24 protein-coding genes are annotated in these 26,426 nt (G+C 53.0%); 11 read left to right on the top strand and 13 right to left on the bottom strand.

What is annotated here, in order from left to right:
• Positions 1 to 46: 46 nt before the first annotated feature.
• Positions 47 to 1,120, bottom strand: coding sequence for an iron-containing alcohol dehydrogenase family protein (locus SPM24T3_RS07600; protein WP_009636145.1), 1,074 nt, complete (start codon positions 1,118 to 1,120; stop codon positions 47 to 49).
• Between the two features lie 221 nt (positions 1,121 to 1,341).
• Between SPM24T3_RS07600 and SPM24T3_RS07595 the strand changes: the two genes are divergently transcribed.
• The 3 genes from SPM24T3_RS07595 to SPM24T3_RS07585 are packed head-to-tail and all read left to right on the top strand — an operon-like array spanning position 1,342 to position 4,383.
• Positions 1,342 to 1,872 (top strand): GNAT family N-acetyltransferase, encoded by a 531-nt coding sequence (locus tag SPM24T3_RS07595; RefSeq protein ID WP_009636144.1) that lies wholly within the window; start codon positions 1,342 to 1,344, stop codon positions 1,870 to 1,872.
• Between the two features lie 37 nt (positions 1,873 to 1,909).
• Positions 1,910 to 3,061 (top strand): amidohydrolase, encoded by a 1,152-nt coding sequence (locus tag SPM24T3_RS07590; RefSeq protein ID WP_009636143.1) that lies wholly within the window; start codon positions 1,910 to 1,912, stop codon positions 3,059 to 3,061.
• A complete protein-coding gene (locus tag SPM24T3_RS07585; protein ID WP_009636142.1) occupies positions 3,058 to 4,383 on the top strand; it encodes an MmgE/PrpD family protein in 1,326 nt (441 codons plus the stop codon). Before SPM24T3_RS07590 ends, SPM24T3_RS07585 begins: the two co-directional genes overlap by 4 nt.
• Before the next feature lie 12 nt (positions 4,384 to 4,395).
• Here SPM24T3_RS07585 and SPM24T3_RS07580 read toward each other — a convergent pair whose 3' ends face one another.
• The 5 genes from SPM24T3_RS07580 to SPM24T3_RS07560 form a co-directional block, all read right to left on the bottom strand.
• On the bottom strand, positions 4,396 to 6,693 hold the full coding sequence (locus SPM24T3_RS07580) for a molybdopterin-dependent oxidoreductase (RefSeq protein WP_009636141.1): 2,298 nt from the start codon (positions 6,691 to 6,693) through the stop codon (positions 4,396 to 4,398).
• A 63-nt stretch (positions 6,694 to 6,756) separates the two neighbouring features.
• Positions 6,757 to 7,518 (bottom strand): amino acid ABC transporter ATP-binding protein, encoded by a 762-nt coding sequence (locus tag SPM24T3_RS07575; RefSeq protein ID WP_009636140.1) that lies wholly within the window; start codon positions 7,516 to 7,518, stop codon positions 6,757 to 6,759.
• Positions 7,511 to 8,437 carry an amino acid ABC transporter permease gene (locus SPM24T3_RS07570; protein WP_009636139.1) on the bottom strand — a complete coding sequence of 309 codons (927 nt, stop codon included), beginning with the start codon at positions 8,435 to 8,437 and terminating at the stop codon, positions 7,511 to 7,513. Before SPM24T3_RS07570 ends, SPM24T3_RS07575 begins: the two co-directional genes overlap by 8 nt.
• The gene (locus SPM24T3_RS07565) at positions 8,437 to 9,333 is read right to left on the bottom strand and encodes an ABC transporter substrate-binding protein (RefSeq protein ID WP_009636138.1); all 897 of its coding nucleotides are present in this window, start codon (positions 9,331 to 9,333) and stop codon (positions 8,437 to 8,439) included. Before SPM24T3_RS07565 ends, SPM24T3_RS07570 begins: the two co-directional genes overlap by 1 nt.
• 274 nt (positions 9,334 to 9,607) lie before the next feature.
• A complete protein-coding gene (locus tag SPM24T3_RS07560; protein WP_009636137.1) occupies positions 9,608 to 11,068 on the bottom strand; it encodes an AMP nucleosidase in 1,461 nt (486 codons plus the stop codon).
• A gap of 205 nt (positions 11,069 to 11,273) precedes the next feature.
• Here SPM24T3_RS07560 and SPM24T3_RS25425 point away from each other — a divergent pair, with 205 nt between their 5' ends.
• Complete coding sequence (locus tag SPM24T3_RS25425) at positions 11,274 to 11,423, top strand: hypothetical protein (RefSeq protein WP_157135267.1); 150 nt, start codon at positions 11,274 to 11,276, stop codon at positions 11,421 to 11,423.
• A gap of 110 nt (positions 11,424 to 11,533) precedes the next feature.
• Here SPM24T3_RS25425 and SPM24T3_RS07555 read toward each other — a convergent pair whose 3' ends face one another.
• Genes SPM24T3_RS07555 through SPM24T3_RS07535 form a run of 5 tightly spaced genes read right to left on the bottom strand, consistent with a single transcriptional unit; the run spans position 11,534 to position 16,413 of the window.
• Entirely contained in the window at positions 11,534 to 12,970 is a 1,437-nt protein-coding gene (locus SPM24T3_RS07555; protein ID WP_009636136.1) for a 6-phospho-beta-glucosidase, read from the bottom strand.
• Positions 12,971 to 13,011: 41 nt separating this feature from the next.
• Positions 13,012 to 14,451 carry a glycoside hydrolase family 1 protein gene (locus SPM24T3_RS07550; protein ID WP_009636135.1) on the bottom strand — a complete coding sequence of 480 codons (1,440 nt, stop codon included), beginning with the start codon at positions 14,449 to 14,451 and terminating at the stop codon, positions 13,012 to 13,014.
• 14 nt (positions 14,452 to 14,465) lie between these two features.
• Positions 14,466 to 14,786: a PTS lactose/cellobiose transporter subunit IIA gene (locus SPM24T3_RS07545; RefSeq protein WP_037377911.1), complete on the bottom strand. Its 321-nt coding sequence runs from the start codon at positions 14,784 to 14,786 to the stop codon at positions 14,466 to 14,468.
• A 2-nt stretch (positions 14,787 to 14,788) separates the two neighbouring features.
• Positions 14,789 to 16,093: a PTS sugar transporter subunit IIC gene (locus SPM24T3_RS07540; protein WP_009636133.1), complete on the bottom strand. Its 1,305-nt coding sequence runs from the start codon at positions 16,091 to 16,093 to the stop codon at positions 14,789 to 14,791.
• Positions 16,093 to 16,413, bottom strand: a complete 321-nt coding sequence (locus SPM24T3_RS07535; RefSeq protein WP_009636132.1) for a PTS sugar transporter subunit IIB — start codon at positions 16,411 to 16,413, stop codon at positions 16,093 to 16,095. Before SPM24T3_RS07535 ends, SPM24T3_RS07540 begins: the two co-directional genes overlap by 1 nt.
• 329 nt (positions 16,414 to 16,742) lie before the next feature.
• On the opposite strand from SPM24T3_RS07535, the gene SPM24T3_RS07530 reads away from it, so the two are divergent.
• Complete coding sequence (locus SPM24T3_RS07530; RefSeq protein WP_009636131.1) at positions 16,743 to 17,756, top strand: LacI family DNA-binding transcriptional regulator; 1,014 nt, start codon at positions 16,743 to 16,745, stop codon at positions 17,754 to 17,756.
• 9 nt (positions 17,757 to 17,765) lie between these two features.
• On the opposite strand, the gene SPM24T3_RS07525 is transcribed toward SPM24T3_RS07530, so the two are convergent.
• Positions 17,766 to 18,179, bottom strand: coding sequence for a hypothetical protein (locus SPM24T3_RS07525; RefSeq protein ID WP_009636130.1), 414 nt, complete (start codon positions 18,177 to 18,179; stop codon positions 17,766 to 17,768).
• 167 nt (positions 18,180 to 18,346) lie between these two features.
• Between SPM24T3_RS07525 and SPM24T3_RS07520 the strand changes: the two genes are divergently transcribed.
• Together SPM24T3_RS07520 and SPM24T3_RS07515 are read left to right on the top strand one after the other, a co-directional pair.
• On the top strand, positions 18,347 to 19,345 hold the full coding sequence (locus SPM24T3_RS07520) for an LLM class flavin-dependent oxidoreductase (RefSeq protein WP_009636129.1): 999 nt from the start codon (positions 18,347 to 18,349) through the stop codon (positions 19,343 to 19,345).
• 56 nt (positions 19,346 to 19,401) lie between these two features.
• Positions 19,402 to 20,763: an LLM class flavin-dependent oxidoreductase gene (locus tag SPM24T3_RS07515; RefSeq protein ID WP_037377869.1), complete on the top strand. Its 1,362-nt coding sequence runs from the start codon at positions 19,402 to 19,404 to the stop codon at positions 20,761 to 20,763.
• A gap of 127 nt (positions 20,764 to 20,890) precedes the next feature.
• Here the strand turns inward: SPM24T3_RS07515 and SPM24T3_RS07510 are convergent, their stop codons facing one another.
• Positions 20,891 to 21,547 (bottom strand): GntR family transcriptional regulator, encoded by a 657-nt coding sequence (locus SPM24T3_RS07510; protein WP_009636126.1) that lies wholly within the window; start codon positions 21,545 to 21,547, stop codon positions 20,891 to 20,893.
• 188 nt (positions 21,548 to 21,735) lie between these two features.
• Here SPM24T3_RS07510 and SPM24T3_RS07505 point away from each other — a divergent pair, with 188 nt between their 5' ends.
• The 4 genes from SPM24T3_RS07505 to SPM24T3_RS07490 are packed head-to-tail and all read left to right on the top strand — an operon-like array spanning position 21,736 to position 26,419.
• Positions 21,736 to 23,229, top strand: a complete 1,494-nt coding sequence (locus SPM24T3_RS07505) for an ABC transporter substrate-binding protein (protein WP_009636125.1) — start codon at positions 21,736 to 21,738, stop codon at positions 23,227 to 23,229.
• On the top strand, positions 23,226 to 24,101 hold the full coding sequence (locus SPM24T3_RS07500; RefSeq protein ID WP_009636124.1) for an ABC transporter permease: 876 nt from the start codon (positions 23,226 to 23,228) through the stop codon (positions 24,099 to 24,101). The genes SPM24T3_RS07505 and SPM24T3_RS07500 overlap by 4 nt, the downstream gene beginning before the upstream one ends.
• Positions 24,102 to 25,016: an ABC transporter permease gene (locus tag SPM24T3_RS07495; RefSeq protein ID WP_009636123.1), complete on the top strand. Its 915-nt coding sequence runs from the start codon at positions 24,102 to 24,104 to the stop codon at positions 25,014 to 25,016.
• A complete protein-coding gene (locus tag SPM24T3_RS07490; protein WP_009636122.1) occupies positions 25,013 to 26,419 on the top strand; it encodes a M20/M25/M40 family metallo-hydrolase in 1,407 nt (468 codons plus the stop codon). Before SPM24T3_RS07495 ends, SPM24T3_RS07490 begins: the two co-directional genes overlap by 4 nt.
• The last annotated feature ends 7 nt before the right edge of the window (positions 26,420 to 26,426 follow it).

Raw genomic sequence — 26,426 nt, 5'->3', positions numbered from 1 at the left:
GTGATGTCGACAGTCGTACTCACCGCTCTACTGCGTCGGTCAGCTCTTAATAAGCGCGTTCACTGGCTTTTAAAGCCTGCAGGATAGTCGTTGCTGACAGCGTAAACGGCAGTCGCGCAGCGTTTTGCGCCGAAAACTTCACTTCCTGCGCCATCTTCTGCAACGCCTCTTCACGATTGCCGTCCAGAGTTGGCAACCGCAGCGGCGCATCAAACTGTTTCAACAGCGTCAACAGAACAGCGTCCGGTTCTCCGCCGTGATTTTCCAAAATTGACTGTAACAACAGGCCGAAACCGACTTTCTCACCGTGCAGCCAGTGGTGAAGCTCAGGCTGATGCGTCATCCGGTTGTGCAGCGCGTGTGCCACGCCGGGAGCAGGAAAATCATCGCGCATGCTGTTAGCCATACCGGCCATGGCGATATTGGCGTCGATGACTTTGATAAGCGCAGGCGTTACCCGCTGCTGCTGGTTGTCGGCGACCGCCTGCTGGCCGAACGCAATAAAAGTGTCTACCGCCAGCCGTGCGGCCATAACTTTAAGATTCAGCGCCAGACTGTCGGCGTTTTTCTGCTGATAAGGGCGGAATTCGTACCATTTTGCCAGCGCGTCGACGATCCCGGCTTTCAAGAAACGCACATCACTGCGGGCAATGACTTCACTGTCAACCAACACCAGCACAGGCATCTTGGTCAACGGCTGGCTGCGCTCATGGCCGCCTGCTTCGTTATAGATAATAGTGATCGGAGACCAGGCAGCACAGGTGGCGGCCACGGTCGGGAAGGTCACGATAGAAACGCCGTCCAGACGATTCCCCACACCCTTGGCGGTGTCCAGCACACGACCACCGCCGATGCCCAGTACCAGCGTGGCGCCCTGCTCTTTTACCTTGTCGGTGTGCTCGACCAGAGCCTGCTCGGAACATTCGCCGGTCAGGAACTCCACCGCATACTGAATGCCGTGCGCCCGTAAGCTAGATTCCAGCTCAGGATTTACCGCTTCCCAGGCGCGAGTAGTGGTGATAATCGCGATGTGTTTAGACAGTGGGGCAATATATTCCCCTGCCAGCGCGCGAATTCCAGATTTATGGTAATAGGTCTGTGGGGATTTAATAGCTAGCACGTCAATAACCTGTTCGGAATAATTAAAGAAATGCTACGAGAAATAAAGAAATAAGCAATAACTTACTGCCGGATCGCTTTTCCATAATTCGCAATTACTTATGCATTTTTTAGATAAGCAAATAGCAAAGCTTGCTATGCATGCCGGAGTAAAGAAAAGATAATGAAACAATAAAACATAATGACATTTTTTATTTCACCACGGAAAAGACGAGAATATTGATGAATCAGGTTTTCAGGCAATTAACCCCCGACGATAATCACGCTTATCTCGAATTAATGCTGGCCGCCTACGCGCCCATTAAAGCTCTCGGTATTCATTTTGACGCCGCGACCGCCGATCTTGCCCGCGTGACCCATCATTTGGCTGAACACAATGTTTACGCGCTGCTGGTCGATGGCAAGATGGTGTCATCGGTGACCCTGCGCTATCCGTGGGGTCCGCTGCCTGGTCCGTTCGGCCTGCCGCACATTGGCTGGTTTGGTGCCCATCCCGATTACCACGGTCACGGCTATGGCAAGAAAATCCAGGACTGGGTCGAGCAGGAGATCCTGGTCAAACAGCTGAAATCCCCTGCTGTTTCGCTGGGCACCGCCACCAGCCATCCGTGGTTGAAAGATATGTACGTGAAACGCGGATTCCAGCCAATGATGGAAAAAGATCTCGGCAAAGGTCACATCACCTTATTTATGAAAAAAATCCTCGACCCTGTGGCACATGAAAAATGGCTGGCTAAACAAAACCTCAGCTAATCGCCATCGGCATACGTCTTTATAAAGGAAATCGAATATGAAAATCATTCCTGAGCATCAGGATCTTGCACAGCTTATTCAGGCGTTTCGTTTAGAGTTACACCGTTTCCCTGAGCTTTCTAATCAAGAATTTGAAACCACCGCCAGAATTAAGGCAGTGTTGAACGAACACCAAATTCGCATTCTTGACCTGCCGTTGGCTACCGGGCTGGTGGCCGAAGTTGGCGATGCCAGTTCGCCCCATCTGGTGGTTCTGCGTTCCGACATTGATGCCCTACCAATTGACGAGCAGTCCGGCGTCGATTATGTCTCGCAAAATCCCGGCGTAATGCACGCCTGTGGCCACGATTTCCACGCCTCCGCGGCGCTGGGTGCGGCCATTCTGCTCAAGAAAATTGAACATAAGTTACCGGGACGCGTGCGCATTCTGTTCCAGGCCGCAGAAGAAATCTTTCAGGGCGCGCCTGCATTGCTGGCAACCGGCGCGCTCGACGACGCCGCAGTGATTTTTGGTATACACAATGACCCGACTCTGCCGGTCGGCGTGCTGGGCAGTAAAGCGGGCGCGCTGACCGCCAGTGTGGACCGTTTTGATATCAAAATCACGGGCACAGGCAGCCACGCCGCCCGCCCGCACGACGGCAACGATCCGATTATCATTCTCGGCCAGGTGATTGGCGCAGTGCAAACGCTAATGAGCCGCAACGTGCCGTCCGATCACAACGCCGTGGTCTCAATTACCCAAGTTCACAGCGGCTCGACCTGGAACGTCATTCCAGACAGCGCGATGCTGGAAGGCACGGTGCGCACCTTTAATCAGGACACTCGCGAGCTGATCGAACGCCGCCTGCGCCAGCTGTTACAAGGCATCGCCACCGCGTTTGAGGCCAAAATCGAACTTAACTGGCAGGCTGGTCCGCCGTCGGTATTTAACGATGCACAATGGGCTGACTTTGCTCTGGAACAGGCACCCGCCGCAGGATTTGAAGCGCTGCGCGTCGAAGCCAGCCCGATTGGCGAAGACTTTGCTTTCTATCAGCAGAAAATCCCCGGTGTCTTCGTGATGATTGGCTCCGGCGGCCCTTACGCCCTGCATCATCCGGCTTTCCGCGTTGATGACCGCGCGCTGTTCCCGACCGCCGATTATCTGCATCGTCTGGCGGTGAAAGCGCTGGAAAAATTGCAATGAACCTGACACTGCAACTGGCCGAGCTGATTACCGGTTCGCAGCCTTCTGCTCTGGCGCGTGAAAAAGCCCGTGCCGGGGTGCTGGATTTTGTCTCGGTCGCACTGCCAATCGTGCAAGGTCAAATTGTCGATACGCCGCTGAGCGGCCTGCGTAAAGTTTACACTGCCCGTGACTCGCAAACCTTGGCTTTGCTACTCGGCTATGCTGGACACGCGCTGGACTTCGATGATTTTCATCCCGATTTCCGCGGCCATCCGACCACGGTGATTCTTCCTGCACTGTTTGCCCTGGCGCGTGATAACCCACAACTCGGCGGAGAAGCATTTCTCGACGCCTACATTATCGGCGTTGAAACCGCAGGCCGACTCGGTCTTGCCGCCGGTTCGTACCATTATAAAGCCGGTTATCACAGCACGGTAACACTGGGGACTATTGCCGCCGCCGCCGCCGCTGCACGGCTGGTCAATGCCAGCGTGGACCAAACTGCCAATATTCTCGGCATCGCGGCGACGCGTGCCAGCGGTTTGCGGGCGCAGTTTGGCTCGGCAATTAAACCACTGCATGCCGGATTTGCAGCAGAATCAGCGGTTATCGCCACCAAACTGGCACTGGCCGGAGTGGAAGGTCAACCGGCGGCAGTGTTGGAGGCTTTCCTGATAAGCAGCGGGGGTGGACAGCAGCAGCCGGAAAAACTGGTTGCCCACTGGGCCGAACCGTGGCGCATCGTGTCTCCGGGACTGGAATTCAAGCCTTATCCGACCTGCGCCGGAACCCACAGTGCCGCCGATGCCGCCTTTGTGCTGCGCGAAGAATGGCTGCAAACCAGCGGCAAGCCTCTGGCCGAATTGGCTGACGACCTTGACAGTATTGATGTGTCTTTCCCGCCGGGGGGCGATATTGCTGCCTCGGTCCGCTGCCCGCACAACGGTATCGAAGCCCGTTTTAGTCTGGAATACGTGATTGCCGCTGTGTTGCTGCGTAATCGATTGAGTCTGGCAGATTTCGGCGAAGGCCCGCTGGATGCAGAAATTTTTGCTTTGGCTAAAAAAGTGCAACGATCCCCAGACGCCACAGCACCGCCGGATGAAATCGACCCGACTCAGCGTTTTCATCAGGTGACGTTGTCACGAAAAAATGGCGAAGTGCTGGTCTGTCGGATAACCCGCAAGCAAAGCGTGGCTAAAGGGGTAGATCAGAAACTCAAGCTACAAGGCTGTTTATCACAGGCCTCGCAGCAAGAGTGGAGTGAAATTGAAACCTTGAGTCAGTTAACTTCGCCAGCCGCCCTGACTGAACTGGCAAAGCGGCTGACGTCGTTCTGATCCCTTTAAACCTTAACGGTAAAGCACTACCGGCGGTTCGAAAGCCTGCACCGCCGGAGCCGTTCCCTCAAAGCGGGCAACCTCGACAATGGTTATCTGCCCGCAACATCCCTGTGCCAGCGAAGAAGTGCCGACGTCCAAGGTTAAAACGTTGGGATTACCGTGGCGACACAGCGGCTTCTCGGCCTGCGGATCCTGCGGGTCATACCAGGCTCCGGTGGGTAACTGAACCACGCCGGGCATAATCCTCTCGCTTATATCGACACTTGCCAGCACCGTGCCGCGCGAGTTGCTGATTTTCACCGTATCGCCGATTTTGATCCCGCGACTGGCCGCGTCTTGCGGATGCAAACGGCAGATCTCGCGTCCGTCGAGCTTCTGGCTGACACTGTGTTTGCCGTAATCCAGCTGGCTGTGCAGCTTGGTCGCCGGTTGGTTGGCAATCAGATACAGCGGATTCCCGGCATCAGGTTTTTGCGTTGGCTCCAGCCATACCGGATGCCCGGGGCAGTCGGCATCGTTAAAATCGGCGATGGTTTGCGAGAATATTTCGATTTTGCCGCTTGGCGTGGGCAAAGGATGCTGCTCAGGATCGTTACGCAAATTTCGCAACAGCCTGCCGCCGTCCTTTAACTGTGGCAACTGCAGTTGGCCGATGTCCCAGAAGGTGCTGAAATTCGGCACGTCGATCCCCTGCTGCTGGCACTTTTCCTGCATCTGCCCGTAAAGATGCTCCAGCCATTGGCGCGCGCTGCGCCCTTCGGTAAACGCCTCTTCACGGCCCAGTCTCTTGGCCAGCTCGGCAAAAATCGTGTAATCGTCTTTGGCTTCACCAAAGGGTTTAGCTACCGGCTGCATGGCAAACAGATGGCGATCGGTTGGCGCTCCGCCCACGTCCTCACGCTCCAGAGTCATGGTGGCGGGCAAAACGATATCGGCGTGGCGCGCGGTGGCAGTCCAGGCAACTTCGTGGACAATCAGCGTATCCAACTGATTGAAAGCTTTACGCAAACGAGCCAAATCCTGATGATGATGGAACGGATTGCCGCCTGCCCACCACGCCAGCTTAATGCGCGGATAACGGCGCGTCTCGCCGTTGTAGCGGAATTCTTGCCCCGGATTAAGCAGCATGTCAGAGATACGCGCCACCGGGATAAAATCCTTCACGCCGTTTTTGCCCTGCGGCAGTGCGGGATAAGACACCTGATTATGATGCTTGCCGTAATGGCCCAAAGCCCCCAGCGCATAACCATAGCCGCCGCCCGGCAGTCCCGGTTGGCCCAGCGCCGCTGACAGCACCAGCCCGAGCCAAACCGGCTGTTCGCCGTGTTCGGCCCGTTGCAGGGCGTGCGCCACGGAGATCATCACCCGCTTGCCGTGCAGCTCCTCGGCGAGTTTTTCGATACGCGCTGCGCTGATGCCGCAAATCTCTGCCGCCCAGACCGCGTCACGCACCTGACCGTCTTCCTCGCCAACGACATAGGCGACCATTTTGTCCCAGCCGACGCAGTAGCGAGCAAGATAATCTTCGTCGGTCCAACCGTTACTTTTCAATACATGCAACAAAGCAAGAATCAGCGCGGCGTCGGTGCCAGGACGGATAGCCAGCCACTCGCCCTGGGCTTCGTCCGGCATATCGCTTTGCAGCGGGCTGACCGAGATAAATTTTGTGCCGCGTTTGGCCGCTGTATCGATAAACCCGCGCTCGGTGTGCTCACTGAGCCCACCGCTGGCGACCTGTGAGTTTTTCAGCGCCAGACCGCCAAAGGACAGCATCAGGTCGGTATGTTCGGAGATCTCCTCCCAACTCACGCCGCGACGGGCAATTTCGTTCATATCGCCGACGATGTGCGGCAGAATTACCGACGCCGCGCCGGAACTGTAGCTGTTTACCGAGCGAACATAGCCGCCGATAGTGGTGTTTAAAAAGCGGTGAACCTGGCTTTGCGCATGGTGAAAACGCCCCGCGCTCGACCAGCCGTAGGAGCCGCCAAATACCGACTCCGGCCCATAGGCTTCGGCAATACGCGCCAGCTCACCCGATGCCAGCGCGTAGGCTTCCTCCCAGGTAACGGCGATATATTCATCGGCACCGCGGCGGTCATCAGGACCGGGGCCATTTTCCAGCCAGCCACGGCGGACCATCGGCGTAGCAATGCGCACTTTGTGGTTGAGCGCATTTTCAAAGTTTTTCAGCAGTGGACTTGGGTCGGGATCGCCGGAAAAAGGGGTTACTACCAGTTGGTCATTGTCCAAAACGGCGGTAAAAGCTCCCCAGTGGGAGCTATGAGTGGTAGGTTTTACGGTCATGGTTGACGGGTTGTCCTGGCAAATAAAGGCCAACAACGGACACGGATAGACGGCAATGAGCCTCTACAGCACCGTTGACAAGAAATTGCGTACGCGGATGTTTTCCTGACTGTCGAGCACGGCTTCAGTCGGCCCGGCTGCCACGATTTTGCCCTCTTCCATAAAGACGATGTTATCCGCCACCTCACGGGCAAAGCCCACCTCGTGGGTGACGATAACCATGGTAATCCCCGAGTGTGCCAGTTTTTTGATTACCTGCAACACTTCGCCGACCAACTCAGGATCAAGTGCCGAAGTCGGTTCGTCAAACAGCATAACTTCTGGATCCATCGCCAATGCACGGGCGATTGCCACGCGCTGTTGCTGTCCGCCGGAAAGCTGAGACGGCCAGTCGTTTTCACGCGACCCCAGGCCGACCTGCTGCAACAGCGAGCGCGCTTTCAGCGTTGCCTGCTGGCGATTTTGTTTTTTTACGCGCAGCGGCGCATCGATAATATTCTGCAGCACGGTGCGGTGCGGAAATAGATTGAACTGCTGGAACACCATGCCAATCTGCGCGCGCTGGGCTGCAACCTGTTTGCTGTTTAGCTCATACAGCGCGTGGCCCTTCTGGTGATAACCCACCAAATGGCCGCCAATGCGAATGGTTCCGCCATCAAGCTTTTCCAAATGGTTGATGCAGCGCAGAAGTGTTGATTTTCCCGAGCCGGAAGGACCGAGGATCACCGTGACAGAACCGGCGGCAATATCTAGGTCAATGTTGTCCAGAATGGTATTGCCGGAAAAGCGTTTAGTAATATTACGTAACTCGATAGCTTCAGCCATTGCTGCCAACCCTCTCTTTACTCACCGCCAGAGCGGGCGCCTTGCGTTTGATCCATGAACGTTTTTCGTTGCGAACGGTGCCGCGACCAAAATAGCGTTCAACGTAATACTGACCCACCGACAGCACGGAGGTCATCAGCAAATACCACAGCGTAGCTACCAGCAATAGCGGGATAACTTCATAAGTCCGCTGATAAATAATCTGCGCCGAGTACAGCACGTCCTGCAGCGCTATCACTGAAACGACTGCCGTGGTTTTCAGCTGACCGATCACTTCATTGCCCGCCGGAGGCAGAATGGCACGCATCGCCTGTGGCAATACTGTGTGACGGAAAATCTGCGCCGGACGGTAGCCCAGCGCTTTGGCGGCTTCTAACTGCCCCTGATTAACGCTCTGAATTCCGGCGCGCACAATTTCTGCCGCATAGGCAGACTGGTGCATGACCAGTGCAATGACCGCCGCGCTGAACGGGCTGATCAGCGAGTTGGCGTTAACAGTCCACAGTTCGCCGACAAACGGCAGTGAAAGGGCAATTTTTGGGTACAGCGCGGCAACGTTGTACCAGAGAAACAGCTGCACCAGCATCGGCACGCCACGGAAAAACCAGGTGTAGGCCCAGCTCACCGCCGACAGCACCGGGTTGGACGACAGGCGCATCAAAGCCAGCACCGTACCGCCGGCAAAGCCGAGAATTACGGAGATGGCCGTGAGTTGCAGCGTCATTAAGACGCCCTGAAGAATAGAGGCTTCCGTGAAGTTCTCGGCAATCACTTTCCACTCAAAGCGCGGATTGTTGATAACCGAGTTGGCTACGGCCAGTAAAATGAGCAATACCACAAAGGCACTGAACCAGCGGCCGTAGTATTTTTTACCGATAATGCGCAGTTCGCCCTGCGATTCTGGTGTTGCCTTTTGCATTAAAAAATCTCTTCGTTACGTTTTGCTTCTTTCATCGCGCCGTAGCCGATGTTCCACTTATCCAGGATCTTCTTGTAGCTACCATCCTTGATAAGCGAGTTCAGCGCGGCCTGAACGGCATCTTCCAGCGCTGAACCTTTAGGGAATGCAATCGAAACGGGCGCATCGTTAACCGTTATCTGGCCACTCATTGCCAAGGCTGGCACTTTGCTGACCTGATAAGTCAAGCCTTCGTATGGACCAAAGAACATTGCTACGCGACCGCTGACTACCGCCTGCACGCCCGCGGGGCGATCCGGGAAGGTGGCGATAGTAATGGCTGACTTGCCATCGGCAACACATTTCTTGCTGGCGTCTTCAAGACGCAGCAGCTGTGTGGTGCCCGCCCCTGCGCCAATCTGCTTGCCGCAGGTTTCTTGCAACGAAGTGAATGGCGCAACGTTGGCATCTTTACGTGAGATGATCCCCAGACGTGAAGCATCGAAATAGCCAATGAAATCAACCTGACTCAGGCGCGCCTTGGTGGCATTGATATTAGACAGCGCCACGTCATAGCGACCCGATTTCAGGCCGGGAATAATGTTGTCGAAACCGCCAGTGTCACGCCACTGCACAGCAACGCCCAGTCTTTCGGCGACCGCTGTCATGACATCGATTTCACGTCCGGCCAGCGTTTTGTTATCGGCCATGTAGAAAGTGGTCGGCGGCGTATTCGGGTTGGTGCCTGCGATGATATAGCCACGTTTTAAAATATCTGCTGGCAGTTTGCTTTTTAATGAATTATCCGCAGAAACATGAAACGAACTTGAAAATGGCACATTCTGATCGGCTGCCCAAACGCTGTGTACACTTCCGGCAATCACGAGAGGAAGCAGCAACTTTTTTAATAACTTCATTTCTAAACCTTTTTCCCGATGAAAATACAAAAAAATGCAAGTTTTAACATTTTCAATGTACGGCTTAGACCTTACAACTGCTTAAATTAGATAAGCTAAGCTAATTTTGTGCTAAAGAAATGCTTTGCAGGATAATAGCGGGAGAAAAACGAGGCGCGTCAGGGAGCTAGCGGGGATGAAATGCAGGGGCCGACTCGGCTTGACGACCCCTGATAGATCTAATTTATCCAGACAATGCTTTTTTCATCTATAAGACAATTAATCTATAAGACAATTAACGGAACGGCGGCTCGTCAAAGGTGCGCAGTTTACGCGAATGCAGCTTGTCGCCCTCGGCGCGCAGCAAATCTATTGCGCGAATACCTATCTGCAAGTGTTCTGAAATGGCACCTTCATAAAAATGATTGGCCTGACCGGGCAGTTTTATCTCACCGTGCAGCGGTTTATCAGAAACACAAAGCAAGGTTCCATAAGGCACGCGGAAACGATATCCCTGCGCGGCAATGGTCGCGCTTTCCATATCAACCGCCACGGCACGACTGAGACTAAAACGACGCGCCGAAGCCGAGAAACGCAGCTCCCAGTTTCTGTCGTCGGTGGTGACCACCGTGCCCGTGCGCAGGCGCTGTTTCACCTCTTCCCCCGGCATGTTGCTCACCAGTTTGGTCGCATCATAAAGAGCGCGCTGCACTTCGGCGATGCTTGGGATAGGAATGTCTGGCGGAAGCACGGCATCCAGCACGTGGTCATCACGCAGATAAGCATGTGCCAGCACGTAATCACCGATAGTCTGGCTTTCACGCAGGCCGCCACAGTGACCAATCATCAGCCAGGCGTGTGGGCGCAGCACCGCAAGGTGGTCGCAAATAGTCTTGGCATTGGACGGCCCGACGCCGATATTAACCAGCGTGATCCCCTGCCCGTTTTCGGCAATCAGGTGATAAGCAGGCATTTGGTGTTTCTTCCAGGCCAGGTCCGACGCGGTACGCGAAGGATCGCTGTCTTCCTCGGTAATATAATTACCCCCGGCGCAGGACAGTGCGATATACGGCGAATTCGGGTCGAGAATTTGCGCACACGACCAGCTAACAAATTCGTCAACGTAGCGGGTGTAGTTGGTAAACAGCACATAAGGCTGGAAATGCTCCGGCGGCGTGCCGGTATAGTGTTTCAGGCGCGCCAGCGAGAAGTCAGTGCGCAGCGCGTCAAAATGCGAAAGCGGGAAAGTGTCGGTCGCGGTAGAAACCCCGTCGGTCACGTCATCAACGATTTTTGCCAGATCGGTGGTCGGGAAGTTCAGCGCCAGACCGGCGGTCATTGAGCGGTCAAGCACCAAATCAGAGCCGTCAATCACAAACGGGTAAGGCATCTCCTGCTGCGACGCGCTGACAATAAAGGAAGCACCGTAATCTTTTTCCAGAATCGACAGCTGGCTGTAGAGATATTTTCTGAATAACTGGGGACGGGTCAACGTGGTGACATATTTCCCCGGATGGGCGAAGCGGCCATAGGCGCGCGTGCGGTAAGGCGTCTGCGCGCTGCCGTCCCAGCTAACTTCCAGTTGTGGATAGGCAAACAGTCCGTCGGCCCGCGCCTTGAGGTCCGGCACCGTGCCGTTGTCGATATATTGGCTAATCGCCTCGCGCAGGGTCGAGAGCGACGCCTCATAGAGCTCCTCAAGACGATCAATCGCCTGCGTCGCGTTCAAATGTACGGGTGTTCCTTGACTATCCATAACAACTCCTTAGCGCAATATCGTTATTGTTTTAACATCACTTAACCGCAATCATAGCCTATCGTTCAATCATGCGCTCTATGAGCTTAGATACTCTTTGTTAAGGAAAAATAGTCTTGTGCTGAATTTTATGATCTTTACTGACTTCATTTCCTGGCCCTGATCCGGTAAACCGGAGTGATTTGCCAATAAAAGGATTGTGAGGATGAGTACAGTGTTTGATAGCCCCTTCAAGCCGGGTGTCGATACTATTGCTGAAGGCGCAGAAACATTCCATGAAACGCATATTTCCTGGAATCAGGTTAAACCGGAAAATATTAATCTGGTAGAAATATTTCCGCCACCAACGTTTTAAAAATAACAGTGTCAGTCTTTACGAAAAATAAAATTTAACCCTGTGAAAAATATTGTTTGAACCTACGGAGAATTAGTAATGGCCTGCATGGAAAACAGGCCTTGATTGAGTTAGAGATCTCCTCCATTACTGGCAATGACCTGCTTATACCAGTCAAAACTTTTTTTCTTCGAACGTTTTTGCGTGCCGGAATTATCGTCGTGTTTGTCGACATAAATAAAGCCGTAGCGTTTACTGTATTGCCCGGTGGTATAAGACACGCAGTCGATACAGCCCCACGGGGTATAACCCATCAGATCAACACCGTCATCAATTACCGCAATTTTCATCTGCTCGATATGAGCGCGTAAATAATCGATGCGATAATCATCATTTATACTGCCATCGACCTCGACGATATCTACCGCGCCAAAGCCGTTTTCAACAATAAATAGCGGTTTTTGATAGCGTTCGTACAAAGCATTTAAGGTGTAGCGCAGACCCACTGGGTCGATTTGCCAGCCCCAGTCCGAAGCCGCGACGTGCGGATTGCGCTTGCTGCCTTCAACTGACACCAGACCGCCCTGCGCATCTTTTTCGGCCAACTGCACTGCGGTGCTCATGTAATAGCTAAAACCGAGATAATCAGTACAGCCTTCACGCAAGGTTGCTGCATCCTCCGGGTGCATCTCGATTTTATAACCCTTATTTTCCCATTCTCGGAGAATATAAGACGGATAATAGCCGCGCATCTGCACGTCACCAAACAAATAGCGTTGGCGCATTTGTTGCTGGGCAAACATTACATCGTCGGGGTCGCATGACCAGGGATAAATAGGCACCATCGCCAGCATACAGCCAATCTGGAACTGCGGGTTAATAGCGTGTCCAAGTTTTACCACTTTGGCACTGGCCACGAATTGATGATGCAGCACCTGATACATTGCCTGTTCAGGATTCGGCTGTTCGAGAAAAAGCACGCCAGAGCAGGAATAACCGTAAAGCGGTATTTTCCAGTTACGCTGATTATTAATCTCGTTAAAGGTCATCCAGTATTTCACTTTTGACTTATAACGTTCCATTACCACTTGGCTGAAATGCACAAAAAAATCGACCACTTTACGATTCAGCCAGCCACCGTATTCTTTGACCAAGTGATGAGGCATCTCGAAATGCGACAAGGTAATCACTGGCTGAATATTATACTTAAGCAGCTCATCAAACAGGTCATCGTAAAACTGTAATCCGGCTTCATTAGGTTGCTGCTCGTCGCCATGAGGGAAAATCCGCGACCAGGCAATAGAGGTACGAAAACACTTAAAGCCCATTTCAGCAAACAGTGCGATATCTTGTTTATAGTGAGAATAAAAATCTACAGCTTCGTGATTGGGATAACGCTGCCCTTGCTGAACGCCGTCGGTTATTTCGCGCGCCACGCCGTGAGCTCCGGCAGTCAAAACATCGACAATGCTCGGCCCCTTGCCGCCCTTATCCCAACCTCCTTCGACTTGATGCGCCGCCACTGCACCGCCCCAAAGAAAACCTTCCGGTAATTGCCTGCTAGACATAACGATTCCTTTTAAAATGAATAAAAGTGGCTGAGTCGAAATTAATATTCGACCTGTGAATCCAAATTTTGCCCGTTGGACTCAATGACGCGCTGATACCAAACGAAACTTTTCTTTTTAAAGCGCGCCAGATCTTTTAGGTCTTTTTCATCGCGATTGACATAAATAAAGCCATAGCGCTTGCCGATGCCCTGATGCGTGCTGACTAAATCAATCGCCGACCACGGGCAATAACCAAACATCTCGACGCCATCGGTAATGGCAAGTTGCAGCTGCTCAAGATGCTGACGCAAATATTCAATGCGATAGTCGTCATAAATCTTGTTGCCCGCTTCCAGCTTATCAAACGCGCCAAGGCCATTTTCGGTAACAATCAGCGGCAGACGATAACGTTCATAAATTTCGCGGGCCGTAATGCGAAAACCAATCGGGTCGATGTACCAGTTAAACTGATTCTTCTTCAGATACGGGTTATTCATTCCTGCGTAAACGCTAGTATCAATTCCTGCCAACTGTTGATCCACCGCTTTCGAGGGTTCGCCCTGCTCACGCCAAGTGGCAGAATCATCGGCTCCAACCGTGGCCGAAGCGTAATAGTTAAAGGCAATAAAATCGGGTTTTCCCTGACGCAAAATCGCCATCTCCTGATCGTTTATCTGCGGCAAGTAGCCTTTTTCCTCCATAAAACTCCACGCCACTGCATTGTATTTGCCGTAGCAGGCCAAATCGAGATACAGCCAGTTGCGAATGGCGGAGAAATTGTTGGCCGCCAGCACATCTTCGGGGCGTGCGCTGGAAGGATAGACACAGGAAATATTTGGCGCGGGTCCAATTTTGGCGTGCGGCAGCAACTCATGGCAGGCAATCATCGCTTTGGCCTGAGCCAGCATCATGTGATGGTTCTGTTGGTACAACACCTTCTGCGGATCTGGCGTGCCCGGCGGCAAGGTGCCAATAACCTCGCCCTTGAGAATCATCATGTTTTGCTCATTGATGGTCAGCCAATAAGTGACACGGTCACCATACAGCTCAAAGGCAGTGCGTGAATAATGTTCAAATGCATCAATGGTTTCCGGCAACGACCATCCGCCCTTTTCCTGCAAGGCCCATGGCAGGTCAAAATGATACAGCGTGACCAGCGGCTCAATATTATGCTTACGCAGCAGGTCGATCAGGCGATTATAAAATGCCGCGCCGAGTAGATTGATTTCACCCACGCCCTGCGGGAACAGGCGCGCCCATGAAATCGAGAATCGATAGGTTTTCAAGCCCAGCTCGGCGAAAAGCGCCACGTCCTGCTCAAGATGATGATAATGATCGCTGGTGACTTTGAAATCGCTGAGCTCGGCGTCGAATACTGCCTTGTCGATCACCGACGGTCCTTTGCCGTCCTCATTCCACGCCCCTTCTACCTGATAGGCCGAAGTCGAAGCTCCCCAAAGGAAGTTTTTTGGAAAGGGTTTGAGCTGCTGATGTTTCATGATTCGCTCCTTGATTAACGGTTTTTCAATGCAAAAATTTCGCGATGTAAATGGATTATTTCTTCTACCAGTTCACGGCAGAGCATGGCGTTCATCAGGTGATCCTGTGCGTGCACCAGAATCAGCGTGACGGGGATTTTTCCGGCACCCTCATCTGCCCCAATCAGCTGGGTCTGGATTTTATGGGCTGCACGGGCAGCAACTTTGGCTGCGGTAAGGTGCTGGTCCGCCAGCGCCCAGTCATTTTCCCGCGCGGCTCGCAGTGCTTCCATCGAGCAGGATCGCGCCTCGCCGGCCTGAATAATCAGTTCCATGACCACATTTTCGAGTTCCATCATCAGTTCTCCACCGGTTGCAGATGAGGTTCTTCCTGTTCGATGAGCTGTTTTTCATACATTTTGAAGAACGGGTAATAAATCAGTGTCGAAATACACAGCAGCACGCCGACCAGAATAATGGCGCGGAAATCCCAGCCGGTTGACCAGGCGGCACCGATCGGGCCAGGCGTGGTCCACGGAGCCAGTGACACTACGTGATTGACCAGATTGGTGCGCGTTGCGGTATAGGCAATTACTGCGTTAACTAAAGGAGCAGTAATGAAAGGGATAAACAGCAGCGGATTCATCACTACCGGCGAGCCAAAAATAACCGGCTCGTTGATGTTGAACATGCTCGGCACCAGTCCCAGCTTGCCAATCGAGCGCAGGTGGGCAGATTTACTGCGCAAATAGAGGAATACCAGCCCCATGGTTGAGCCTGAACCGCCCACCACAATAAAGAACTGCCAGAATGGCTCGATAAAAATCTGTGTGATCGGCTGACCAGCGTTGAGTTCTTGCTGATTAATGCCGAGATTGGTTAACCAGAAAGCCTGCAAAATACCGCCCACAATAACCGCACCGTGAATACCGGCAAACCACAGCAAGTGACAGAGCAGCACAGCGATTAAAATGGCCGGTAGCGAGTCTGAGGCTGAAATAATCGGCGCGAAAACAGACATAATTGCCTGTGGTAACAGCATGCCGAATTGATGCTGAATAAACAGGCTTAATGGAAATAGCGTTATAAAAATAGCCAGAATAGGAATTAATAGATCGAAAGACTGACGAATTTTTGGCGGTACCTGCTCGGGTAATTTAAAACCGATATTATGTTTTTGCAGGAAATGCATTAATTCTGTGGAATATAGACTGACTAAAATAGCAGTAAATATTCCCTCCCCGCCCAATGAGCCGACCGGTAACGCGCTATTGCTTTGTGGCGACGCGACCACTAAAAATGCCATCAGTGATAACATCGCGGCCATAAAACCATTCATCTTATAACTCTGCGCCAGATTATACGCGATGGCAGCAGCAATATAGACCGCCATAATGCCCATGGTCATATTATAGGGCATCATTATTTGGTCGCTGTGGCGAGCAACAATGCCAAGCCACCATTGCGCAAACGCCCATTGGCTATTGGCGCTGAACGGTGGATGGGCAAATAACAGCATAAAAGAGCCGACTATCAAGAACGGCATTGAAGAGATAAACCCGTCTTTGATGGCGACGACGTGGCGTTGACCCGAGAGCCTTGCCGCAATCGGGCTGATGCGGTTTTCAATCACGCCAAATAATGACTCACTGATTGTGCTCATTATTTTTCCTCGTCAGACGTAATCATACTCAGTGCTTTATGAAGAATTTTCTCGCCATTCATCATGCCGTAATCCATGGTGTCGATCACCTCCACCGGCTTGTTGTACTCCTCGGCGATGGCCTTGAACTCTGCCAGCTTGTACTTAATTTGCGGCCCCAGCAGGCAACAGTCATAGTTTTGAATTTCATCACTAAACTCATCGAAAGCGATGGCGTTGATCTCGACTTCGATATTATTTTGCGCGGCGTATTTTTCCATGCGCTGGACAAGCATACTGGTGGACATTCCGGCGGCACAGCACAGTAAGATCTTATTCATCATTAATCCCTCATCACAGTGTTTAAATTAAAATATACAAGTCATCGCCATTTCTGCAACCGGTTTCAGATTAGTTAACTTAAATTGTGACACTGATCGCAAAGCCCCGCATAACGTTAAATTTCCGTAAAGAAATAGAGGAGATCCTAGCGATTGAGAATATTATTAATATTCAGAAGAAGTTATAAATGACAGTGAATTACAGTAGGTTATTATTCACAGAGAAAATAAACGCATTAATATTAACAGCAATAAAACTGAATAACGTGTCACCTAAACAAATAAAATGTACCATAGCCAGATGCAAATGGCGGTTCTGGGAAAAAATGATGATTACCATGCTTGATGTTGCCAACAAGGCGGGAGTTTCCAAAGCGACAGTCTCTCGCGTTTTGGCCGGAAATAGTTATGTCAGCAAGACGACTCGCGACCGCGTATTTAAAGCCATAGAAGAAACGGGCTATCGCCCTAACCTGTTGGCAAGGAATCTGGCCACCAGCAAATCGCAAAGTATTGGCCTGATGGTCAGTAATACTCTGTACAACGGCCCTTACTTCACTGAACTCCTGTTTCAGACAGCGACGTTGACGGAAAGTTACGGTCGCCAGCTGGTGCTGGTTGACGGCAAACACAGTGCGGAAGAAGAGCGTCAGGCCATTGAGTTTTTGCTCGACCTACGCTGCGACGGTATTATCGTTTATCCGCGCTTTTTGAATGCAGATGAATTAACGGCCATTATTGAAAGCTCACCCAAACCTATTATTGCGGTCAATCGCCAGCTGGAAAATAGCCCACAGCACTGTGTTTATGCCGACCATCAGCAATATAGTTTCAACGCCGTCAGTCATCTGATTAATAGCGGTCATCGTGATATTGCTTTTATTCGCGGGCTGGCTGGTTCCCCATCTGCCGACAGTCGTTTTCGCGGCTACAAAATCGCGCTGGAAAAATACGGCATTGATTATCGCGAGCAATATATCGCAGAAGGCGGTTGGACTCCGCGCAGTGGCATAGACGCAGCAAAAACTCTGCTGGATCGTGGCATAACTTTCTCGGCCTTGGTTGCCAGCAACGATGATATGGCTCTCGGCGCTGCCAACCATTTACACGCAATGGGCAAACGCATCCCTCAGGATGTGTCATTGATCGGTTTCGATGATATTTCAATGGCCTCGTATTTTATTCCGTCGCTGAGTACCGTGCGCGTGCCGGTGGCGGAGATGATCGAGACCACGCTGAAACAGTTGGTGGATATGATGGACGGTAAACCCATTGACGCCTTGCAGCCGTTCCCCGGCGAGCTGATTATCCGCGATTCGCTCGGCCCCGGCCCTTACGCTTGATAATGTCTTTTAATCTGGCTGCAGCCCGGCACCCTCGCAAAATAAACGCGTCGCGGCCAGACTCTGCTGGTGGCGCAAGGCCGGTTCAGCGGGAGTCTGCGCCAGCTGAAGCAGCATACCCGTGAAAAACTTTCCTAATAAAATGACAGGAATATCCTGACGGAATACGCCTCCCTGCTGTGCGTCGGCCAGATTCTCCTGCATGATTTCCGCCAACGTGGCTTGCGCCTCTGCCGCTGCCGGATAGGCTAACAATCCCGCAAGACTTATCTCACCGTGCTGAGCCAGGAAGTTAAGCAACTTGCGAAAGCTCAGCGCCACGCGATCGCTGACCTGATTTTCCGGCACCAGTGGATCAATTTTTAATGTTCGTGCCAGCGTGAACAGCTGCTGACGAAAAACATCGATCGTTTCATTATTCATTGCCTGAGACCTGCTGCCCTTTGCTGATTGATTTCACTCGCCAACGCCTTCGCTTACTCGCTATGTCATTTAACGCAACTTGATAGCAACTATTGTTGTTTTACTTCATCTGTTTCGCAATTCAATAATCGCAAATAATACTCCCCGAGCACAGATAAGGAAAAAGGATGGGATACCGTTTAAGTTTATTGGATAAAAGCCCGCTTGACGAACACGAAGACGCCGCCGGGGCACTGAAACGCACGCTGGAACTGGCACAAAAGGCCGAACAATGGGGCTACCACCGTTTTTGGCTGGCCGAGCATCACAATACGGACAAGCTGGCAATTTCCTCACCGGAAATTGTTATTGCCTGGATATTGGCACATACCCGCAAGCTGCGCGTCGGCTCTGGTGGCGTGATGCTACAGCATTATAGCCCGTTCAAGGTTGCCGAAAACTTTAATCAATTGGCGTCGCTGGCTCCTGGCCGTGTGGATATCGGTATCGGCAAGGCCCCGGGCGGATTACCTCTGTCGACTCATGCATTGCAATACGCGGTTGATCATAAACTTAAAGGCGAGTTTGCCGATCAGCTGCAACTGCTGGATGACTGGCTGTCTGTACCGGTCAGAGAACAGAACGGCGATACCCTTTCCGTGACGCCGCAGCCGCCACAAACCGCCGCCCGTTTCCTGCTCGGAGCCAGTGAAGAAAGCGCCCGCCTCGCGGCCAGGCTCGGCTGGAATTTCGTGTTTGCCGCACATCTGAATGCCGACGAGCGCGATATTTCCCGCGCGCTGAGTGCCTATACCCACGACAGCAACGGACGCCGAGCCCTGTTGGCGGTGCCGGTGGTTGTTGCCGATAGCAGCGAACAGGCCAAAAAACGGGTAGAAGAAGGTCAGCTTTACCGCGTAATTGGCAGCGATGGTCAGCGCGTTAATGTCGGCAGCCTGGAACAGGCCGAAGCCTACATCCGCCAGTCCAAAGCGGAGTCTCACAAAATCGAAGAGCGCAAGTCTGCGGTGCTGGCCGGCACTGGTGAAGAAGTTCATCAGCAGCTGGAAGCTTTGCAGGCAAAATTCGGCGTTGAAGAGTTTGTGATTGATTCACCGATAGTCGAAGCCAGGGCCCGACTGCGTTCGCTGGAACTGTTGGCCAGCGCCAGCGTAGCTCTGGCTTGACGATTCACCTATCACGCAATGTGCCACGCGCAGCGCCTTGAGCTGCGGCCAGTATTCTGACGAGGAACCATCATGAGCGGGAAAAAAAGTTACGCCTGGGCGCGATTATTCAAGGGGCATCAGGCAATATGTCTGCGTGGCGTCATCCCGACGCGGTCGCCGATGCCAGTATCAACGTCGAGTTTGTTCAACAATTAGCGCAACGTGCCGAGCAGGCGAAATTTGATTTCCTGTTTGTCGCCGACGGGCTGTATATCACCGCCCAGTCGATTCCTCATTTCCTTAACCGCTTCGAGCCCGTCACACTGCTCTCTGCACTGTCGCTGGTGACTAAAAAAATCGGACTGGTCGCTACCCTTTCAACCTCCTACAGTGAGCCTTTTAACGTGGCTCGCCAATTTGCCAGTCTCGATCACCTCAGCGGTGGGCGCGCAGGCTGGAACGTAGTGACTTCACCGTTGGAAGGCTCGGCCAAAAACTTCTCACGCGACAAGCATCCGGAACACGATGAGCGTTACCGTATTGCCAGCGAATATTTGCAGGTGACAAAAGGGCTGTGGGATTCGTGGGAAAAAGAGGCGTTTGTGCGCAATAAAGACAGCGGGCAGTTCTTCGACAGCAATAAACTGCACACGCTTAACCACCACGGCAAATATTATTCTGTACAAGGCCCGTTAAACGTTGGCCGCTCACCGCAGGGTCGCCCGATTGTTTTTCAGGCCGGTGCATCGGAGCAAGGGAAAGCCTTTGCCGCCGAGGCCGCTGATGCTATTTACACCCGTCAGGAAACGCCGGAGCTGGCGCGTGAGTTCTATAAGGACGTAAAACGACAGCGGGTGGCAAAGGGTTATGATGCTGAAAGTATTGTTATTTTTCAGGGCACAAGCGTGATAGTGGGTGAAAATCTCGAAGACGCCGAGCAGAAATATCAGCAAACCGCACAGTTGGTGACTATCGATAAGGCGCTGGAATATCTCGGCCGCTACTTTGAACACCATGATTTTAGCCAGTACGAGCTGGATGCGCCGTTCCCGGAAATTGGCGAACTGGGAGAAAATAGCTTCCGCAGCACCACCGAGACGATTAAACAGGATGCCAAAAAACGTGGATTAACTCTGCGTCAGGCAGCACTGGAAGCTGCTACACCTCGGCCCTCGTTTATCGGCACTGCCGAAAACATCGCTGACGGTTTCGAGCACTGGTTTACTTTTGGTGCTACCGACGGTTTTATTGTTCGCGGCGGCACACCGACTGCGTTCGACGATTTCATTGATCAAGTGATCCCAATCCTGCAAAAACGTGGCCTGTATCGCACTGAATATGAAGGCAATACGCTGCGTGAAAACCTTGGATTGAGAGAGCCTGAAAATCAGTTCACTGCCAAAACTGCGATTAAAACCGTGAAAGTTAGTGCATAAAAGGCGATCTCTTTACTGACCCCCCGTTCTAAAACATCAACCACTGAACACCTCTTCAGTGGTTTTCTTTATGAATTTTTTATCGCGTCAGTCATTAATTTAAGCCGCTGTTTTATAAAGCCTGAACTCAAAAGTAATGTTTCTCCAAAATCGCGGCACCGTCGTCTATCGACTTATGGATAAGCTTGATGCAGCGCTTGCTGTCGCCCGCCGCCAAAGCCACCAATAGCTGATCGTAATTATGCTGCCCCTGCGCCATCTGGGAAGATTGCGGATAAAGATAGTTAAAACACGGGCCAATCTGCACCCAAAGCTGTTCTATCAGCGCGGTTAAAGTTGGCATCTTTGCCAAATCATACAGCGCGAAACGAAACTCGCGGTTGGCCTGCAACGCCTGTTCGACGTTATGCTCGATTTTAGCCGCCATAAATTGCGCGTTTAACGCTTTTAGCTGCTCGATATCCTGGAGCGTGATTTGTCCACAGGCCTGCGCCACCGCCAATCCCTCAAGATTTTTGCGGATCAGGGTGATTTCCTGATAGCGCGCCAGCGGTATTTTTGGCACTAAAAAAGCCTGCGCCGGCGTAGCATCCAGAGCACCGGCAGACACTAAACGCAGCAAAGCTTCGCGCACCGGAGTCACGCTGGTGCCCAACTGTTCAGCAATTTCTTTAGTCACCAAACGCGCGCCGGGCTTGAGCACGCCGACAATCAATGCCCCTTTCAGCCTGGCTTCCACCTGCATGGTGAGGCTGACACGCTGCGCTTTTTCCATCTCGAACATGTGACATTTCCTTTAGCAAAAATTGGGCTTTTCTTTTGCGGTTTAATCCGTAGCTTGCCAAAAATACATTATATAGGATATATCATGTATTAGGGAATTGAACATTGTGTGAACGTTTTTGTGATCCAGCCAATTAACTTTAATTTCCGTCGACTTCTTTGACGGCGTCACCTTGGGAATGACCGTAAATGAAATATCCTGCATTCAAATTGGCAACGCTGGCGGTGTTGGTAAGCCTGATGGCCCCAGCAGCCGTGGCTTCCGAGTTGGTCATCGCGCAAACAACTTCCGCGACGGCGATGGATCCCGGCTTTCTAAAAGAACCGGCTACGTTAGTTGATAACCTGTTCGACACCTTGGTATTACGCGATGCCAATATGAAATTGATACCGGGGCTGGCGACGGATTGGAAAGCGCTGGACGACAATACCTGGGAGTTTACCCTTCGTCAGGGCGTGAAGTTCACCGACGGCGAACCGGTTAACGCGCAGGCGGTAAAATTCTCCATCGACCGTATCCTTGACCCAGCCAACCACGCGCCAACCATTTCGTACATTCGTACCATCAAATCCGTGGAAGTCAGCGGTGAATATCAGGTGAAAATTCACACCAATGGCCCCGATCCGCTGCTGCCAACCCGGATGAGCCGTTATCCAACCTATATCGTGCCACCGGCCTATGTGACAAAAGTCGGCGCGGCGGAGTTTGCCCGCAAGCCTGTTGGCTCAGGAGCTTATACCCTGAGTGCATTTATTCCCGATGAAAAAGTAGTCATGCAGGCAAATCCTGATTACTGGCGCGGTAAACCTTCAATAGATACCGTGACTTGGCGGCCAATCCCGGAGGCGACGGCGCGCGTTACTGCCCTGCTGACGGGTGAAGTTCAACTGGTCGATGGCGTACCGGCCGATCTGGTTCCTGCGTTGAAAAATAAATCCGGCATTCATCTTGAGCAGGTTAAAAATGGCGGTCTGACGATTTATCTTGGCCTGAAGAATGATCAGAAACCGCTTAACGATGTGCGCGTGCGTCAGGCTTTATCACTGGCATTAAATCGCGAGGCCTACACCCGCGACCTGCTGCACGGCTTTGGGACGCCAACTGGCACCATGGCCGGGCCAAAAGATTTTGGCTATTTGGCGATCCCCGCTGCGGCGCAGGATGTCGCCAAAGCGAAAGCGCTGCTGGCCGCAGCCGGTTATCCGAACGGTTTTAGCATCAAGTTTCAGGCGCCCCGCCGCTATATTGCCAGTGCCGACGTGGCGCAGGCCATTGTGCAGGATCTGGCGGCTATTGGCGTGAAGGCCCAGCTCGACGTGCCGGAATGGTCTGTCTATACCCAACAGGTTGCCGCACAGAAACAGGCTCCGATTTATATGCTGGCCTGGGGCTCGACGCAAACTCTCGACGCCGACGCCGCTCTGTATCCGATCCTGCACTCTGGCGAACCTTACTCCACGGTCAATTCCCCGGAGCTTGATAAGCTGCTCGACAGCAGCCGCCTGACGGTAGACCCGGCCAGGCGCGAGAAGATTCTACAGCAGGTCCAGCAGGTGGTGGCGCAGCAACAGCCGTTAATCCCGCTTTACAAGGAAGATGCGCTTTACGCCAGTTCTGATGCCCTGACCTTTACCGGCCGCGCCGACTCGCGTATTCCGCTGTTTGACCTGAGGCTGAAATGATCCTGCTGCGTTCCGCTGTGCAAAAGGTGCTTGCTCCTAAACGCGCCCGTCGCCGTTTTTATGGTGACGGCGTGCTGGGCGCCCTGCTGCTGCTGGTGGTGATTGTTCCTGCGCTGCTTGCCCCTTGGTTGCCGCTGGCCAACCCACTGACCAACAGTCTGGCGGCGGCCTTTTCTCCCCCTGGAACGCATACCGCCAGCGGCATTCACTGGCTCGGCACCGATCAGTTAGGCCGCGATTTGTTGTCGCGAATTCTTGCAGGAACCCGACTCTCGCTGATGGTGGTGTTACTGGCCGCGCTGATTGCGGCGGTGATTGGCTCGGCATTAGGCATGATTGCCGGTTATGTCGGCGGCTGGCTGGATGCAGTGATCATGCGGCTGATGGATATCCAGCTGGCAGTGCCGTTTATCCTGTTGATTTTGCTGGTTATGGCGCTGTTCGGCGCAACGCTCACCAACATCATTGTGATAATGGGCGTCACCAGTTGGGCGATTTATGCTCGCGTCGCACGGGCCAAAACGCTGGAAATTCGCGAGCTGGAGTATATCGAGTCCGTCAGAGCAATGGGTTTTTCGACGCCGCGGATCCTGTTGCGCCACGTGCTGCCTAACCTGATGACGCCGCTGATAGTGCTGCTGACGCTGGATATTCCCCGTCTGATCGTGCTGGAAGCTTCGATTGGCTTCCTCGGTATGGGTATTCAGCCCCCGACGGCAACGTTGGGGAATCTTATCGGCGAAGGTCGCTCTTACATGCTGCTGGCGCAGTGGTTGGTGCTGTATCCCGGTTTAGTGATTGCTGCGCTGGTAATCGGCTGTAACCTGCTGGGTGACAGCCTGCTGCGTAAAACGCATACGAGGCTTGATTAAATGCTGCGCTATATTCTGCAACGTCTCGGGCAGTCAGTGCTGGTGATGCTGGGCGTCTCGCTGCTGATTTTCTATAGCCTGCATCTGACCGGTGACCCGGCGGCGGTTATGATGCCGCCCGGTTCGACTCAGCAAGAGATAGACAATTTCCGTCACAGCATGGGCTTTGACCGATCGCTAAGCTGGCAATATTGGCACTATCTGACCAGTGTACTGCACGGCAATCTTGGCGATTCGCTGCGCTACAGTCAGCCGGTGACCGAGCTTATTGCACAACGCGTTCCTGCGACGCTGCTGCTGGCGATAACCGCGCTGGCCTGGAGCACGCTGGCGGGTTTAGTGCTTGGCATCGTCAGCGCGCTTTATCAAAACAGCGTGTGGGATTTAATCTCCCGCCTGCTGGCCTTTAGCGGACAGGCAGTGCCGGTATTCTGGCTGGGGCTGCTGCTGATTATTTTGTTCAGCCTTAACCTACGCTGGCTTCCCTCCAGTGGCTATGGTTCTGCCAGTCAACTGGTGATGCCCGCCATTAGCCTCGGCGCTTATTATATGAGTGCTATCGCGCGCTTAATCCGCGCCAGCCTGATTGACGTTTTGCAACAAGACTATATTCGCACCGCGCGCGCCAAGGGTTTGAGTCAATGGCGTATTGTGGTGCGTCATGGCTTGCGCAACGCCCTTATTCCAGTGATCACCGTGCAAGGCATGTACTTCGCTTCTCTGCTGGGTGGCGCACTGGTGACGGAGATTATCTTTGCCTGGCCGGGCATTGGCCGACTGGCGGTACAGGCGATTCAAAACCGCGATTTCCCGCTGGTACAGGCTATCGTACTGCTTGCGGCGCTGGTCTTTGTCGGGGTGAATCTGATTATTGACCTGCTTTACGTGGTGCTGAATCCGAGGATCCGCCTATGAGCGTTATCATCCCCGAGTCGCTACGGCCGACGCTGGATTTACTCAGCGCAATCACTCCTTTTGTGAGCGTAGCCGGAGAGCTAAATCAGCAACAGGCCCTGGCCCAGTGGCTGGAACACTGGATGGTTGACCATCTTGGGGCCGTTGCTGTGCTACCGGTCAGCCAGCAGCTTTTGCTCGACGTTCCGCCGCTGGTGCATGTTCGCATCAACAATCAGGCCAGCAAAACGCTAGTGCTGTACAACATGTACGACGTGATGCCTGCAGATGACCAGGACTGGACCTTTCCACCGTTTCGCGGCGGCCTGCAAACCGATCCCTTACTGGGCGACGTGTTTATCGCTCGCGGTGCCGAAAACAATAAAGGTCCATTGGCAGGCATGCTGATGGCGCTGAAGGCCCTCTGCGATAATGGCAATTTAACCGTTAATATTGAACTGATTATCGAAGGGCAGGAAGAAACAGGCAGCGGCTATCTGCGCCGCTATCTGGCACAAACGCCTTGCCCGATCTCCCCGGCAGAAGCGGTGTTTTTCCCTTCGCTATGTGAATACGGCGGCGGGGAACCCCGGGTCTATTTAGGTTTCAGCGGGCTGACGGCGGGCGAACTGCGCGTCAAAGGCGGTGCCTGGGGCGGCCCTGAGGCGGCGATTCATGCCAGCAATGCCAGCTGGATAGCCAACCCGGTGTGGAAATTGGTGCAGGCGCTCAATGCTCTTGCTCCGTCAGAGGCAAACGGCGTAATTGAACGTTTACCTATTGACCCCGAGGCTCAAAAACTGCTCACCGTGCTGGCCGCAACCTTTAGCATTGAGGATGAGTTGCGCTTTCGCCGCAGCCAGCAGCTGTTCGTCAGGGGTGACACTTTGAGCTGCCTGCAACAGTTAATCAACGGCGCAGTGCTGACGTTGGCCGAAATTCGCAGTGACCCGCTGGACGCACGCGGCGTTATCCCGCACAGCGCCAGTGCCCAGCTTGCATTGCGCGTTGCTCCGGGCATCAACGGTGAGAAAATCCTGCAAAACATTCGCGAAACACTGTCCCGGCCGGATTTGCAAGGCGTTGAGCTACGACTAAACGACAGCTATCCCGGCCATCGCTTTGCCTATGACTCGCCGGGGGTCGCCGAACTACTGAACAGTTATCAGTTACAGGGAGCAAATCCTCAGGTTTGGCCGTGGGCTCCAGGGTGCGCCCCAGCCTATACCTTTGCGCATATTGCCCCCGCGTTTTTGATCGGTGGACTTGGCCATGGCGGAAATGCTCACGGCGTTAACGAATTTGTGACTCTGCGCGGGCTGGCTCGTTTTCAGCAGTCGATCGCCGACTGGATTATCAATTTTTGCCAATCATCTGCAATTTCAGCACCAATACCGGGAAGCAGTACTCTTAATCAAAAATAAGCCTTGG

This window comes from Serratia sp. M24T3 (assembly GCF_000257645.1).
GTDB lineage: Bacteria > Pseudomonadota > Gammaproteobacteria > Enterobacterales > Enterobacteriaceae > Rouxiella.
This window is presented reverse-complemented; position numbering and strand designations above follow the sequence as displayed.

Bases quoted from the DNA above. Each gene is read 5' to 3' on its own strand.
- SPM24T3_RS07595 (WP_009636144.1), top strand. From the start codon at position 1,342: ATGAATCAGGTTTTCAGGCAATTAACCCCCGACGATAATCACGCTTAT.
- SPM24T3_RS07590 (WP_009636143.1), top strand. From the start codon at position 1,910: ATGAAAATCATTCCTGAGCATCAGGATCTTGCACAGCTTATTCAGGCG.
- SPM24T3_RS07585 (WP_009636142.1), top strand. From the start codon at position 3,058: ATGAACCTGACACTGCAACTGGCCGAGCTGATTACCGGTTCGCAGCCT.
- SPM24T3_RS07580 (WP_009636141.1), bottom strand. From the start codon at position 6,693: ATGACCGTAAAACCTACCACTCATAGCTCCCACTGGGGAGCTTTTACC.
- SPM24T3_RS07575 (WP_009636140.1), bottom strand. From the start codon at position 7,518: ATGGCTGAAGCTATCGAGTTACGTAATATTACTAAACGCTTTTCCGGC.
- SPM24T3_RS07570 (WP_009636139.1), bottom strand. From the start codon at position 8,437: ATGCAAAAGGCAACACCAGAATCGCAGGGCGAACTGCGCATTATCGGT.
- SPM24T3_RS07565 (WP_009636138.1), bottom strand. From the start codon at position 9,333: ATGAAGTTATTAAAAAAGTTGCTGCTTCCTCTCGTGATTGCCGGAAGT.
- SPM24T3_RS07560 (WP_009636137.1), bottom strand. From the start codon at position 11,068: ATGGATAGTCAAGGAACACCCGTACATTTGAACGCGACGCAGGCGATT.
- SPM24T3_RS25425 (WP_157135267.1), top strand. From the start codon at position 11,274: ATGAGTACAGTGTTTGATAGCCCCTTCAAGCCGGGTGTCGATACTATT.
- SPM24T3_RS07555 (WP_009636136.1), bottom strand. From the start codon at position 12,970: ATGTCTAGCAGGCAATTACCGGAAGGTTTTCTTTGGGGCGGTGCAGTG.
- SPM24T3_RS07550 (WP_009636135.1), bottom strand. From the start codon at position 14,451: ATGAAACATCAGCAGCTCAAACCCTTTCCAAAAAACTTCCTTTGGGGA.
- SPM24T3_RS07545 (WP_037377911.1), bottom strand. From the start codon at position 14,786: ATGGAACTCGAAAATGTGGTCATGGAACTGATTATTCAGGCCGGCGAG.
- SPM24T3_RS07540 (WP_009636133.1), bottom strand. From the start codon at position 16,093: ATGAGCACAATCAGTGAGTCATTATTTGGCGTGATTGAAAACCGCATC.
- SPM24T3_RS07535 (WP_009636132.1), bottom strand. From the start codon at position 16,413: ATGAATAAGATCTTACTGTGCTGTGCCGCCGGAATGTCCACCAGTATG.
- SPM24T3_RS07530 (WP_009636131.1), top strand. From the start codon at position 16,743: ATGATTACCATGCTTGATGTTGCCAACAAGGCGGGAGTTTCCAAAGCG.
- SPM24T3_RS07525 (WP_009636130.1), bottom strand. From the start codon at position 18,179: ATGAATAATGAAACGATCGATGTTTTTCGTCAGCAGCTGTTCACGCTG.
- SPM24T3_RS07520 (WP_009636129.1), top strand. From the start codon at position 18,347: ATGGGATACCGTTTAAGTTTATTGGATAAAAGCCCGCTTGACGAACAC.
- SPM24T3_RS07510 (WP_009636126.1), bottom strand. From the start codon at position 21,547: ATGTTCGAGATGGAAAAAGCGCAGCGTGTCAGCCTCACCATGCAGGTG.
- SPM24T3_RS07505 (WP_009636125.1), top strand. From the start codon at position 21,736: ATGAAATATCCTGCATTCAAATTGGCAACGCTGGCGGTGTTGGTAAGC.
- SPM24T3_RS07500 (WP_009636124.1), top strand. From the start codon at position 23,226: ATGATCCTGCTGCGTTCCGCTGTGCAAAAGGTGCTTGCTCCTAAACGC.
- SPM24T3_RS07495 (WP_009636123.1), top strand. From the start codon at position 24,102: ATGCTGCGCTATATTCTGCAACGTCTCGGGCAGTCAGTGCTGGTGATG.
- SPM24T3_RS07490 (WP_009636122.1), top strand. From the start codon at position 25,013: ATGAGCGTTATCATCCCCGAGTCGCTACGGCCGACGCTGGATTTACTC.